The organism is Pleurocapsa sp. PCC 7319, assembly GCF_000332195.1.
In the GTDB taxonomy this organism is placed as follows: domain Bacteria; phylum Cyanobacteriota; class Cyanobacteriia; order Cyanobacteriales; family Xenococcaceae; genus Waterburya.
In genome coordinates this window covers 5,105,635-5,119,737 of record NZ_KB235922.1, presented here as the reverse complement: position 1 = coordinate 5,119,737, position 14,103 = coordinate 5,105,635, and the positions used below count along the sequence as shown (strand labels likewise).

General features: G+C 41.9%; 10 protein-coding genes. 7 read left to right on the top strand and 3 right to left on the bottom strand.

Annotated features, from left to right (window positions below; all coding sequences use genetic code 11):
- Nucleotides 1–357: 357 nt before the first annotated feature.
- The 4 genes from rimO (at nucleotide 358) to PLEUR7319_RS0127340 (ending at nucleotide 5,619) form a co-directional block, all read left to right on the top strand.
- Complete coding sequence (gene rimO / locus PLEUR7319_RS0127355) at nucleotides 358–1,695, top strand: 30S ribosomal protein S12 methylthiotransferase RimO (RefSeq protein WP_019508421.1); 1,338 nt, start codon at nucleotides 358–360, stop codon at nucleotides 1,693–1,695.
- Nucleotides 1,696–1,824: 129 nt separating this feature from the next.
- A complete protein-coding gene (locus PLEUR7319_RS0127350) occupies nucleotides 1,825–3,285 on the top strand; it encodes a DEAD/DEAH box helicase (RefSeq protein WP_019508420.1) in 1,461 nt (486 codons plus the stop codon).
- A gap of 125 nt (nucleotides 3,286–3,410) precedes the next feature.
- Nucleotides 3,411–4,517, top strand: coding sequence for a threonine synthase (gene thrC, locus PLEUR7319_RS0127345; protein ID WP_051044577.1), 1,107 nt, complete (start codon nucleotides 3,411–3,413; stop codon nucleotides 4,515–4,517).
- Between the two features lie 181 nt (nucleotides 4,518–4,698).
- Nucleotides 4,699–5,619 (top strand): 1-acyl-sn-glycerol-3-phosphate acyltransferase, encoded by a 921-nt coding sequence (locus PLEUR7319_RS0127340; RefSeq protein ID WP_019508418.1) that lies wholly within the window; start codon nucleotides 4,699–4,701, stop codon nucleotides 5,617–5,619.
- Nucleotides 5,620–5,660: 41 nt separating this feature from the next.
- On the opposite strand, the gene PLEUR7319_RS0127335 is transcribed toward PLEUR7319_RS0127340, so the two are convergent.
- Both PLEUR7319_RS0127335 and tnpA read right to left on the bottom strand, forming a co-directional pair.
- Nucleotides 5,661–6,275: a triacylglycerol lipase gene (locus tag PLEUR7319_RS0127335; protein WP_026102820.1), complete on the bottom strand. Its 615-nt coding sequence runs from the start codon at nucleotides 6,273–6,275 to the stop codon at nucleotides 5,661–5,663.
- Between the two features lie 226 nt (nucleotides 6,276–6,501).
- Nucleotides 6,502–6,990 carry an IS200/IS605 family transposase gene (gene tnpA, locus PLEUR7319_RS0127330; protein ID WP_019504823.1) on the bottom strand — a complete coding sequence of 163 codons (489 nt, stop codon included), beginning with the start codon at nucleotides 6,988–6,990 and terminating at the stop codon, nucleotides 6,502–6,504.
- Nucleotides 6,991–7,046: 56 nt separating this feature from the next.
- On the opposite strand from tnpA, the gene PLEUR7319_RS0127325 reads away from it, so the two are divergent.
- From PLEUR7319_RS0127325 to PLEUR7319_RS0127315, 3 genes are all read left to right on the top strand, one after another.
- Nucleotides 7,047–8,438, top strand: coding sequence for an RNA-guided endonuclease TnpB family protein (locus PLEUR7319_RS0127325; protein WP_026102398.1), 1,392 nt, complete (start codon nucleotides 7,047–7,049; stop codon nucleotides 8,436–8,438).
- A 260-nt stretch (nucleotides 8,439–8,698) separates the two neighbouring features.
- Nucleotides 8,699–9,223 carry a hypothetical protein gene (locus tag PLEUR7319_RS0127320; RefSeq protein ID WP_019508416.1) on the top strand — a complete coding sequence of 175 codons (525 nt, stop codon included), beginning with the start codon at nucleotides 8,699–8,701 and terminating at the stop codon, nucleotides 9,221–9,223.
- Nucleotides 9,211–12,888 carry a hypothetical protein gene (locus tag PLEUR7319_RS0127315; protein WP_019508415.1) on the top strand — a complete coding sequence of 1,226 codons (3,678 nt, stop codon included), beginning with the start codon at nucleotides 9,211–9,213 and terminating at the stop codon, nucleotides 12,886–12,888. The genes PLEUR7319_RS0127320 and PLEUR7319_RS0127315 overlap by 13 nt, the downstream gene beginning before the upstream one ends.
- Before the next feature lie 193 nt (nucleotides 12,889–13,081).
- On the opposite strand, the gene pyrC is transcribed toward PLEUR7319_RS0127315, so the two are convergent.
- Nucleotides 13,082–14,095: a dihydroorotase gene (gene pyrC, locus PLEUR7319_RS0127310; protein WP_019508414.1), complete on the bottom strand. Its 1,014-nt coding sequence runs from the start codon at nucleotides 14,093–14,095 to the stop codon at nucleotides 13,082–13,084.
- Between the last annotated feature and the right edge of the window lie 8 nt (nucleotides 14,096–14,103).

Here is a 14,103-nt window from a genome sequence, read left to right as displayed (position 1 = left end):
ATTTACGTATCTCAGCAGATATGTTTGGTCTTTCATAATTTCCAACCCGTCAGAAGCGGTGTCTTAAAATAAAATATAGTTTTGCGGAAATAACTGTCTGGTTAGCTCCTGCTTCGCCGCGAAACTAGGGAGTTAAGTCCAACAGTTGATCTGACAAGCTTACAATCTTCGACTGTAGCCATTTTCTATAGTTGTTTATGAAGCCATTGCAGATCAGGGAGTAAAGCTCCACTAAGAAAGATATTGAGTCTGACCGATGTTCAGAGTGTTCTTCGTCCACTTACGTCGAAGTAAATGCTCGTAATCATACAAATTCATAAATTATTTTTTGTATTGGTCTTAAAATTAGGATAAAGAATGGCAAACAAGCCAACTATAGCCATATCCCACTTGGGATGTGAAAAAAACCGTATAGATTCAGAACATATGCTGGGCTTACTGGCTCAAGCAGGTTACCAAATAGATTCCAATGAAGAACTGGCAGATTATGTAATCGTTAACACTTGCAGCTTTATTCAAGAGGCAAGAGAAGAATCAGTTCGTACTTTGGTTGAGTTAGCTGAAGCCGATAAAAAAATTGTGATTACTGGCTGTATGGCGCAGCACTTTAAGGGAGAGCTGTTAGAAGAGTTGCCCGAGGCTGTTGCCCTAGTTGGTAGTGGTGACTATCATAAAATTGTCAACGTCATTGAGCGCACCGAAACAGGTGAAAGAGTTCAAGAAATTACCGCAGAACCAGTTTACATTGCCGATGAAACAGTTCCTCGCTATCGAACTACCACAGAGGGTGTGGCTTATCTTAGAGTAGCCGAAGGCTGCAACTATCGCTGTGCTTTTTGTATTATTCCCCATCTCAGAGGCAACCAAAGATCCCGCTCTATCGAGTCAATAGTCGCCGAAGCCAACTTGTTAGCATCCCAGGGAGTGCAAGAAATAATTCTCATCTCCCAAATCACAACTAACTACGGCATGGATTTATATGGCAAACCCATGCTGGCAGAACTTTTAATTGAGCTGGGTAAGGTTGATATTCCTTGGATTAGGATACACTACGCCTATCCTACAGGATTAACAACAGAAGTTATTTCTGCCATCAAAAACACTCCTAACGTACTTCCCTATCTCGATTTACCGTTGCAACATTCTCATCCCGAAATTTTGCGAGCAATGAATCGTCCTTGGCAAGGAAGGGTTAACGATGCCATCATTGAACGGATCAAACAGGAACTACCAGAGGCAGTTTTGCGTACCACATTTATAGTGGGTTTTCCTGGGGAAACAGATGCCCATTTTCAGCATCTAGTAGAGTTTGTAGAGCGACACCAATTCAATCATGTAGGTGTATTTACTTTTTCTCCTGAAGAGGAAACACCAGCATACAGTATGAATAACCAAGTTGCTCCTGAGATTAGTGCTTACCGTAGAGATTTTCTTATGCAGGTGCAGCAACCAATCGCAGCAGCTAAAAATCAAGCATATGTTGGCAGACAGCTAGAAGTTTTAATTGAACAAGAGCATCCTGGGACTGGTCAACTGATTGGTCGAGCCAAACAATTTGCCCCAGAAGTCGACGGACTCGTATACGTTCGCGGAGAAGCTTCTTTGGGTTCAATAATCTCTGTAAATATCACTGCCGCGGATGTTTATGACCTTTATGGGGAAGCTGCTCCCGTGGCAGCTTATGCAACAGTCTAGTTTGGTTGTTGACAAATTATAAGAAATCGAAGTGTCTCTAATCAAAAGCATATAGAGCTACTAATAACCTCTAGCGGTACAAAACTGCACATTTAGTAAATATCAAAGTAAAAGTAACATAAACTTATTATGACAGTAACTTTCAACGATTTAGGATTATCAGACGCTTGTTTAGCAAAACTAGAGCAACTTGGTTTTACAGAGCCGACACAAATACAACAACAGGCAATTCCCGCTTTATTAGAAGGTAGAGATATTGTAGGTCAATCACAAACTGGGACAGGAAAAACAGCGGCTTTTTCTTTGCCGGCACTAGAAATCGTTGACGCTCACAACAAAGCGGTACAAGCGTTGATTCTGACTCCCACTAGAGAATTAGCTCAACAGGTTGGTCAAGCAATTCAGGACTTTTCTTCTAGAGAGAGTAGAGTCTACTCTCTGACTGTTTATGGTGGTCAATCTATTGAAAGGCAAATCAGTAGATTACGCCGAGGAGTTCAGATTGTAGTTGGTACTCCAGGACGAGTAATTGACCTCCTAGAGCGCAGAGAACTCAATCTAGATCATCTAAAGCTAGCAATTTTAGATGAAGCCGATGAAATGCTAAGTATGGGTTTCATTGATGATATTAAGAAAATTTTGCGTCAAGCACCTCAGGAAAGGCAAACAGCTTGTTTGTCTGCCACCATGCCCAGAGAAATTAAGGATTTAATCAAAAACTTTCTAATTTCTCCTGTAACTTTGACAGTTAGACAGAAAGAAGCAGCTCCAACTAGAATCGATCAACACGTTTATATGGTTCCTCGTGGTTGGCAAAAAATCAAAGCATTGCAGCCTATCCTAGAAATTGAAGAGCCAGAATCCGCAATTATCTTTGTGAGGACTAAACGCACTGCTAGTGAACTCGCCAGCAAATTACAGGAGGCTGGACACAGTGTTGATGAATATCATGGCAACCTGAGCCAAATGCAGCGTGAAAGACTAGTTAAACGTTTTCGCGATGGCAAAATCAAAATGGTCGTGGCTACTGATATCGCTGCTAGAGGATTAGACGTACAAGATTTATCTCACGTTATCAACTACGACTTACCTGATAATACCGAGACTTATATTCACCGTATTGGTCGTACAGGACGTGCTGGTAAAACTGGAACAGCGATCGCCATTGCTCAATCAGGAGATCGCCGTACTCTTAGACAGATCGAACGTCGTTTACGGACGAAGCTTGATATTGCTCAAATTCCTAACCGAACTCAGGTAGAAGCCAAACGAATTGGCAAGCTACAGGCAAAAATCAAAGAGACCTTGGCAGGGGAAAGAATGGCATCCTTCTTACCGCTGGTTCGAGAATTGAGTGATGAATACGATGCTCAAGCTATTGCAGCAGCAGCACTACAAATGGTATATGATCGCGATTGTCCTAACTGGATGAAAGGAGATTGGGATGTGCCTCAGGATAGTTTTGTTAAGCCTGTGGTCAAAGGCAAGAGAAATCGTCCTTCTCGTAAAGGTAGCTATAACAGCTCTAAATCACTTCCTAGAACTAAGCCCCAAGGTAAGATAAGATCGGAAGTAATTATTGAACAGTAAGCAGTTTCAGTGATCAGTTTTGAGGTAAATGTAGGTAGTTATTTATCTCAGGTACTTCAAAACTGTTAACTCACCATCACTGTTGATCGATAATTGTTAAACATTAACCGAAACAGACTGTGACTCTGAGTATCCCCCCGACCAACTTATCTTATCCAAACATTGCTAAAGGTGCGAATAACTGGCAAGGTTTAATCGAAACCTATCGTTCCTACTTACCAGTGAGTAAAGCTACTCCTGTTGTTACTTTGCTTGAAGGAAATACTCCCTTAATTCCTGTTCCGGGAATTGCGGCTAAGATTGGTCGTGGTGTGAAAGTATATGTCAAATACGATGGTTTAAATCCAACAGGCAGCTTTAAGGACCGTGGTATGACCATGGCAATTTCCAAAGCTAAGGAGGAAGGGGCAAAAGCTGTAATTTGCGCTAGTACAGGCAATACTTCCGCCGCCGCTGCTGCTTATGCTCGTCGCGCAGATATGAAGGCATTTGTAGTGATCCCCGATGGCTATGTAGCTTTGGGTAAATTAGCTCAGGCTCTGCTTTATGGTGCGGAGGTAATTGCTATTAACGGTAACTTTGATGATGCCTTAGATATCGTCCGTCAGCTATCAGAAAATTATCCTGTCACCTTGGTTAATTCAGTTAATCCCTATCGCTTGCAGGGTCAAAAGACCGCCGCTTTTGAAGTTGTTGATGTTTTAGGAGATGCGCCTGATTGGCTATGTATTCCTGTGGGTAATGCGGGAAATATTAGTGCTTATTGGATGGGATTTACTGAATATCATCAGGCAGGAAAATGCGCTCGACTTCCAAAAATGATGGGTTTTCAAGCTGCAGGGGCAGCTCCTTTAGTATCAGGTGAACCGGTTAAGAATCCTGACACCCTGGCAACTGCGATCAGAATTGGTAATCCTGCCAACTGGCATAAAGCGATCGCTGTTAGAGAAGCTAGTGGTGGAGAATTTAATCCTGTCACCGACACTGAAATTTTAGATGCTTATCGCCTCTTGGCATCAGAAGAAGGTGTTTTTTGTGAGCCTGCCAGTGCAGCTTCGGTAGCTGGCTTACTCAAAGTCAAAGAGCAAGTACCTGATAATGCTACGGTGGTCTGTGTTCTAACGGGAAATGGTCTCAAGGATCCCGACTGTGCGGTTAAACATAGCCAAAATCAACTTAAGCAAGGAATACCGAATGATTTAGAGAAAGTAGCTAAAGTCATGGGATTTTGAAATTACTTAGGGTGTGACCGCTTGAAAATAATCGAGGCAATTAGCAGGTTAGATGATTCGGTAAAGATATTTTCAGGTTATTGCACTCCGGGTAGTAGTTAAGCTAATCACCATATCATCATCAGAGTAAAATAAGATATAAGATCAATTTTTGATTGAAAGAGTATTGTCAGGCTAATAAATGAACCATCGACAGCCTCAAAATCTACTCTCCATAATTCCATCTGCAAGAATATTTGCAGATTTATATCTCAAAGCATTATCTGCAAACCCTGAGACCTTCACTGGTTGGTCACTGGACGATCGAGATCCGAAGATAATTGAACAACTAATACCTTTTTTTGGTTGGATATATCAGTATTATTTTCGGGTGCAAACCGATGGCTGGGAAAACATTCCTGAAACCGGAAAAGTGCTATTGATCGGTTCTCATAATGGTGGATTGGCAGCTCCTGATACTGTGATGATGACCTATGATTGGTTCCGACAATTTGGCACTGACCGATTAGCCTATGCCTTAATGGAACCCAAAATCTGGCAAGTTCTACCAGGTCTAGCTCGCTTGGCGACGCAAGTTGGTACCATTCAACCCCATCCCGAGCTAGCTAGGGCGGCACTGCGTCGAGATGCTGCTGTTTTAATCTATCCAGGGGGAGCTAACGACGTTTTTCGACCCTATTCTCTGCGAAACAAGATCTATTTTCATGGTCATAAGGGATTTATCAAATTAGCTTTGCAGGAAGAAGCCCCGATTATCCCGTTTATTTCTCACGGAGCACATTCTACCTTAATTGTGCTGGCAGATATTTACCCTCAATTACAGCAATTGCATAAGTGGGGGCTACCTTGGTTAGGAGGTTTCGATCCTGGAGTATTTCCGATTTACCTTGGCCTGCCTTGGGGTATTGCCTTTGGTCCTTTACCTAATATTCCTCTGCCGATCTCTCTACACACTCGGGTATGCCCAGCTATCGTTTTTGAGCGATATGGAGAGTCAGCAGCTCGCGATCGCGAATATGTCGAGCAATGCTATCGTCAAGTTTACGAGCAGATGCAACAAGAACTGGATCGATTAGTTCAGGAGAAAGAGGGGAAGGCTTAAAGCCCTGTTGCTTCTAGACCCAAATCATTCTGATTTAAAGCTCAATCTTTAAGATCGAAAGCTTGACTCACTGTCTTGTGGACTCTGGAATCATTCATCATGAAAGTATGCATAACTGGTAGTTGAACTATGCGATCGCGATGAGATAATCGAGTTTCACTAAGGGCAACAATACCATCATTAAGTTCATCTCCAAAGGGACTCCAGAATCCTCTTGGTCCTCCAGTTCCCGCAACAATTGTATAGGCAGATTCAATTCCTGGCAGAGACGCAAAGAAATTTGGGTTAGTTAAGTTTAATCCGCATTTACCTGTCCACCATCTAAAAGGTGGCAATCGCCAAGCATGGGGTGCAAGGCGTGGTGGCTGATTTGGTGTACCTAACATGACAATATGTTTAGGCAACTCAATAGAACTCAACCCCAAAGCTGCTCGGGTCAATAATCCGCCAAGAGAGTGAGCAACAATTCCATATGACCCTTGGCTAGATAATTTGTGAAGAGAAATTCTTAGCCGTTCAACGATGCGATCAAAAGTTTCTGCAACTGCCATGTAACCAAACTGCTCTGTCTTCCATCCTGCTTCTTGCAAGTACCACTCAAGACCAAGTAGTGATAAGGGCGTTCGACTAAGACCATGGATTAGCAATATCTTCATCTTGATAGTGCTTAGATCATCAATAAAGTACTCAACAAAAGATAATCTAAGACTTGATAATTATTGTATCTCACCTCGATAGAACTCAATTATTCTGGTAAACAAATACTTTTATCTCCTCTAATAGAATCTCCCATCCTTTAGTTTCAACCCTAGATTGACTAACAGATTTAACACTTTATCAAATTAGAGGTATTTCCTTAGTTTATAGCGATCACTGCTCTTTTTAGCTAGTTGGCGAGAAGCCCCACATCTCTATTACGACAGCAATGAGTGTGGGATGAATCGCCAGTAATAGACTAGCTATAGGAGAATCTTGATTTTCTATATATTTTCTCAGTGTTGAAATAGTAACTCCACCACATGACGCGAGAAAGTAGCTACTATTCCAAACCACTTTCTTTTTATAGTATGTTTTCTCTAGTTCTGGTAAAAATTCTTGCCTCAGCTTACGACTAGAAATACTTTTAAGGCTATTAACCAGTTTGCTTAATTGTATTTCTGGGTGGTATTGAAAAAGCAAGTGTGCGTGGTCACTCTCTGCGTTGAACTCAACGATTTTGCCGTCAAATTTATCCAACAAAGATTCCCAGATTTCATGAAGCCTATCTATCATTGGCGCAGTCAAAACTTTACGTCTGTATTTGGTTGTTAAAACTAAATGAGCTTTTAAATCAGATACAGAACGCCCTCTTGATACAAAATCTTTCTTCATGAATAGGTGGAGATAAATATGTTAATATCAGTGTATCAAAATAAGCAACTCTAATTTTGCTATACAACTACCAGTACCGACTAAGACCAACTACAGAACAAAAGCTTGTCCTTAATGACTGGCTTCGTATCTGTCGGTACTGGTACAACCGCCAACTGAGAGAAAGGTTTGATTGGTGGTCGAAGAATCGTAGCTACACTGACCGATGCCCATTAATCTGTCATTTGCCACAGTTAAAAGAAAAACCTGAATATTATGGGCAAAAAAAGCAGCTACCAATAATCAAAAAAGATTTGGTTTCTGTTGGCTGGAGTGGTGAATTGTTGGACTTCAATTCTGTTCCCTCACAGACTCTGCAAGAGGTGTGCAAACGGGTGAAACTAGCTTTCAGTCGTTTCGTATCGGGAGACAAAAACGGTAAGCGTTCGGGCAAACCAAGATTCAAAACAAGCGTACGTTTCAGATCGATGGTTATGAGCGGGGTAAAGCTTCATTCTTGCTCTGTTGGTGGTAAATGGCTGCATATTAATTTGCCAAAAATAGGTATGGTCAAGGTGCGACATCATAGACAACTGGTTGATGGTGCAACATTAAAGCAAGCTCAGGTAATCAAGAAAGTCGATGGTTGGTACATCAACCTAAGATTACAAGACGATTCTGTTCCTGATTTCCAGCCCGATATTACTCCTACTTGGGATAACTCATTGGGCATGGACGCTGTTCTTCATGAAAATGACTATTTGGCTACGAGCGAAGGCGTTAAATTACCTAGTCTTAAGTCATTTCGGAAATCTCAAGGCAAACTAGCCAAGATTCAGGCGCGTAAATCTACAAAAAAACGAGGTAGTAAATCTCGTCGTAAGCTGGCGAAGCGCGAAGCCAAGCTACATCAGCAAATAGCGAGAGCTAGAAAAGATCATGCCTACAATACTGCCCAGGCTCTCCTTAATACTGGCAAAAAAGTTTTCTTTCATGAACAACTCAATCTTGCTGGGTTGAGTCGGAGGAATAAAGTTAAAACTGATGAGACGGGTAAGTTTTTACCTAATGGACAGTCAGCTAAATCAGGACTAAATAAGTCTTGGGCTGATGCTGCCTTTGGTCAGTTTTTCAACATACTGAAGTTCAAAGCCGAGAAAGCTGGTGCTTTGGTAATACCTGTTAATCCACAATACACATCTCAATTGCTGCCGTACAAAGATGAATTTGTTTTTACCGATTGCAGCATCAGAGAATATTGGGATGAAGAATATCAACTTTTGGTAGACCGAGACATCTCGGCTGGAATAAATACCAAGAGGGTTGGACTGGATGTGTTTCCAACTTTAAAACGGCGTAAAGGGAATCCAGTAATAGTCGCATCTACTACTAATAGTACCTTGAAGCAAGTTCTCTCTGTCCTTCGGGATTTGGAGAAGCCTACATCTGTACCCGAAGGGTCAGTGTAGGTACATCACTCTAGACCACAAAATCCGTTAGAATCAGCTTTGGGATTCATCAGAAGAGTCGAAGTCGTGAGTACTATTGATAGTTTTTACTATGCTACACAACTATTCCCGTTTTTTGCGACAGAACCACATTTACGATCGCAGACTTTTTCAAAATCTTCCCTTGTTTTTCCCGATCGCTTTTTAAATTTACTTTTTAAATTGAGCTTACCCTGCAAGTTATAACAGCTCAATTATTAAAAAGAAACGAGGAAACTAAAATGTCAATTATCAAAGTATCAGACGATCGCCTTAATTCTTTCTACAATCAAAACCCTGATTTTGATATCCTTCAGTTTAATTTACTTAACGGGCAAACTAACAATTTAAATTGGGAAAACGTAGAGAGAGAAACAAGTTTAGAACTATTAAAAAAATATCAGCGTTTATTACGAATAAATCCCAATCCAGAAATTGCCAAAAAGTTGCTTAACGCACCTTCGCAGTCAGAATCTAGCCTCCAGAGTCGCTCTCTCGCCTCCCTGGAAGGAAATGGATCGGGAGTGAGTCTTGATTCGGCTCATGTGATCGCATCTATGACTGAGGAGCAATTTGTCAAGCTGCTTCCTGAAGATAAAGCTGTCGCCAGACAAATGCACCAAAAGGCGATCGATATTAAAGCCAAAACCCAACTGCTGTGGGCGAATATGAGAGATGCAGTTGCTTCCCCTCTCGATTCCTCCCTTAATTCAGCAACGCCAAATTTAGTTATCAATTTTAAGAGTATTGAAAAATGCCTAAATTAGCATGGTTACTAATAGTGACCCATTTTATCCCCGAAGCGATCGCGGCTATACTAATCGGCACCAATGTAATAGAAACTGGAAATTTTGGTTTAGGATGTTCGTTATTTTTAACATATTCATTTTTACTAAGATTGGCTTGGAATAGCGCGATTTTAAGTCATGGTTTGGGACATAGTATGGCGATCGCCGCAGTAGAGCGGCAATTATCTGTCCTCAATCTGACCAACATTCTCGAACATCGCAGTCTCAAATCAACTCTCAAGTCTTTACTACCTTTTCACCCCTTATTTATCCCTTCTAATAATCCTCAACTTTGGATCGCAGCAGGAAACCCGATGGTCGAGGGGTTCGCTATTAAAGCATTAGGAGGGATATTTTTTAATCTCTTATTGGCAGGTGTGGTTAATTGTTTTTTCCCCGATCTGCTTATTAGTCAAGCTGTTGTCGTTGCTAATGCGATCGTTGCTATGTCTTCCCTTTCCGACATTGAAGCTGCAATTACAGGAGTAGCAGACCGCTTTTATTGCGGTAACTTTGGCTTCATCGCTACACGCCAGAGCGAAGACGATCGCTCCCTATTACCCGCCAGAATGGTGGAAATGGCGCAGCAAATGGGTCAAGAAACCGAAATTCGCGGCGAGCAAGCTGGAGGAGGCTTGGTTGTAGCTCAAAATGGCGCTCGCGTTGTTTTTGTCGGCAAAAAGGTAGTTAACCGCAAACGAGATAATTTGACTAAATCTCTAGAAGCAGCCTTTGCACCGATTCGTCAGAAAGCAATCGCATCTGGAGTCAAGCCTTTAGCCTCACCCACTATCGGAGTGTGGCATTATCGTTACGCTACTAGCGGTACTGCCCCCTCAGAACTGGAAACCCATTGGCATGAATGGATGAGTGCCAGAAATGAAGAAGTGTGGCGGTATACTAACGGCGAATGGCTACGTCAAGGGAAAAATGTCAATCATCGTATTACTCACAATGGGGACTTTGAGACTTGGACGCTGTTCGGCAAGAAGATTGATACGGCTACCTTGGGCTTGTGGTTAGAAAAAGTTTTACATACTCCCAATGCCACCAAAGGCGATTCCCCCAAAATTGCGGGAATGATGGATTTACTGATTACCCAGGGAATGTGGCTGCCCTCATTACGGTTAGCCTATCAACAGACTATTGCCACTTCCATTGAAGCAGCATTTGACGGATTACATCCTACGGCTGAGGCTCGCAACACAGCACCTTCTTTAGAAGACTTAACCGCCTGGACAGAAATCTTTGAGCGCGTTTTCGATTTAGAGCGATCGCAATTACCCGCTCCTCATTCAGAGGCATGGCAAAGTCATGCTAATCCCCTAGAACGCAATCTCTTCCAAGCCACTGCTAAAATTGGTTCAATGGCTCAATGGTCTGAGGAACACAGAATTGCCTTTATTAGAGCGGCAATTAAGGCTTTTTTAGACAACGATTTATATCATGCTACCAAAATCTTTATGTCCAGAGCCAGAGGTAGTTTTGGCTTGGTCACAGTTTCTACCCTAGAGTCAGAAAGATTGATCCTCAGTGCCAAAGGACAGCCAATTACAGTAGGTTTCAACTGGCGGGAGGGATATATGGTTTACGCTTCCGAACCCGCAGCCGTAGATCGGGTTTTGTTGGGGAGTTCCCAGTATTTCCGCCTGGATTTAAACCAATCAGAAGGAGAGATTGCCAAAGTCAGTGCTAAAGATATTCATGTCTACTCGATGAGTCAAAAACGGAGGCTGACGGCAGCAGAATTAAAAGACCGCTGGATTTCGATGAACGACCATCCCTATTTGCCCTATATTCAGTTTCCCGATTCGGGCGATCGCGACCCTATCGATAGCGATATTCAAGCTATTCCCCGCGTGCTTAATGAAATTAAAACCTCATGGCAAAATCCAGCCTATATTAATCGTAAAAGTGCCGATTATTTAGTGTATCTCCTCACCGAAAAAGTGCAACGCTTCGAGCAAAAGCAGCGCATTATGTTTCATGCGGGAGCGATCACTCAGATAAGACGGATGACCACTGTAGACTTACTCATTACGGGAGAGGAAAATAGCCTTTGGTTAGGGGAAAGATTTGCCAGGGATTTTAAAACTATTTTTCCTTTTTTTAATGTGGTTACGATGTCGGCAAATGAAGCTTTGCAACAGCTAAAGCAGGACTTTAGCCAACTCTATTTGAATAAAGAATCTCTAGTATTAGCCATAACCCAATCTGGTCAAACCTTTTCTACCGTAAAAGCGATCGATGCCTTTGACCACTTGTCTAGCCAAGGAACTATCGGCGAACTGTTTATCCTCACGGGAGAATTGAGCAGTTTCATGAATTCCACTCAGGGTAGTGGCGGACTTACAGCAATCTTTACCTCTCCTTTTATTGACGATGCCAACAATCAAAAACATCGCATTTTTGTCAACGGTAGTGGACGCAGAACCGCCGAAACCAGCACTGTATCAGTCGCTGCTGCCAATCACACTCTGACAGAGTTATTGCTGTATCTCGCCAAAAAGATGCGAAACAATTTTCCCAATTCCGCTCCTTTTGGCATGACTTTGACTTCAGAAAGTTTGCAGATTTTGGCAATGATGAAGGAAGATTTTCTCAACCGCAACGTCGTCCAGATTATCGGGACAACTTTTACAGGAGAATCAATCAAATCTCCCATCAGACAAAAATTGATTAGCTGCGGTCGTTATTGGGGAGATCATGTTACCGAAACCCCTTTGGCTTGGGTAATTCATGCCTTATATGTCCTAATTACAGTCGGGGCAGTAATTCCTTTTGGTGATACTATCCCCCTCGTTAAAACATTATTGAAACTAATTTTTGCGATCGCGAACTTGCCCCAGAGTTTATGGGAACTAATAGCCCCAGTGGTAACTGTATTAGATATTGGCATTTATATATTTGGTCCTTGGTTGTGGACTGTACTGCTCCGCTTCGTTCAGGGTAGGCAGCTACTGGCACGGATGGGCAAAAGAACTCTCGTCATTGGAGATGTATCTTGGGTTAACCAGATATTACAAGCCTATGTTAGCAAGCTGTTTTCTCTCAGCTACGGTATCGCCTCAATGGAAGTTCACAGTGCCAATCCTCAAAATCATCTGCTTCACGCTTTTGGACATCGAGTCGTCCGAGGTACTTTGATCTGGTTGGGCGTACCCGATGGCAGACGCAGCCAACAATTGCAGGAAGCCGAAAACGCCGTGTTGATGACAGGAAAACAAGCTAATGGAGTTAGAAACATTAATGTCGGACCAGAAATTATGGCGCTCGGCAATAATCCAGCGATCGCCCGTAAGGGATTTAGTGGTGCGATCGTGTTAGAAAGCAATAATGATGCTCTCTACTTCCGCAATTCTGCCGTAGCCGAACAAAAGGAACAAATCGAAGAGTTAAGAGAATCTTGTTTTGGTGCTGTGGAGCGGTTGTTAGCCAGTTATGTATTTTTCTGGGCATTAGCGAAAAAAGTAGCCTCTTTCCCTCTACTCAAGTATGAATATTGGAAGTCTCAAAGTCGAACCAAAATCATGACTACTGCTTCACCAGTTTCAGGTTTGGATTCCAGCAGATTGACCGAAACCAGCATGCTCTCGGAAAGATCGGGAAAAAGGCGTCGTTCAAAAACGGGGTATTTTGGGTAACAAATGCAGCTAGTCCCTACAGAGCAGTGGAGGTCATTGCAAGCCCTTTAATTTTATTGTGCAATTTTTGGCTGAAACTAAGTAGATTCGTTGCAATTCATGCAACTGGAAGAGTCTCAAAAGATCTTAAACTATTGATTTTTCGTATCTCCACTATTTTGTAGGGACTACCGAGAAATATTAACAGCATAAGTTATTTAACTTGAGTAATCGACCAACTAAGTTCTTGATTGGCAAACATTGGCACTACATCATCATACATATTGGGAACTTTGTCTGGTATACGTTCGAGAGTTACAGATTTTTGAGGTGGGATAATTCTGTAGATACTTTGAGCATTGTCAGAGACAAATGCCTGGAGATTGTGAAGTGCATTATGTTGTTCAAATAGATCCACTAAAGCCTGTAGGGCAATAGGAGCCGTAAATATACCTGCTGCACAACCACAAGCTTCCTTTTTATCAAGTGGATGTGGCGCAGAATCACTTCCAAACATCAGTTTAGGATGAGCATTAATGGCAGCTTTAACTAAAGCTTCCCGATCTTCAGGACGTTTAGCAATCGGCTTACAAAACAGGTGAGGTCTAAGTAAGCCCCCTGCCACATCATCTAAAGTAATTAATAGATGATGCAACGTAACAGTAGCATAAATATTTTCGTATTCATTTAACAAAGACACTGCATCAGCAGTTGTGATATGCTCCATGATAATTTTCAACCGTGGAAATGTTTGGGCAAGATGCTCAAAAATGGGAAGAAACATTTTTTCTCGATCTAAGACAAAGCCATGAGTTTCTCCATGTATCATTAATGGAATTTCTAATTCCTCTAAATATTTAATAGTAGTTTCTGCTTTATTAATTGCTGCTACACCTTCTTCACTATTTGTAGTTACCCCCGCAGGATAAAGTTTTACGCCTAAAATATATGGTTTAAGCTGTTCTAGCTCTTGATAGCTATAGTGCTTAAAAAAAACCGTCATATAAGGCTCAAAGATATCCTTGTCAATGATCGATTTAATTTCTTGAATATATCCTGTTAAACGCTTGAGATTATTTACCGCTGGCACTAAATTCGGCATTACCACTCCCCCTGCAAAAGAATATGAACTCAGGGGAATCACTGTCTGCGCCATCCTTCCTTCACGAAAATGCAGATGCATATCTAAAGGCGAATTAATCACTACCTGCTTTATCTGATCAACCATACATTCCA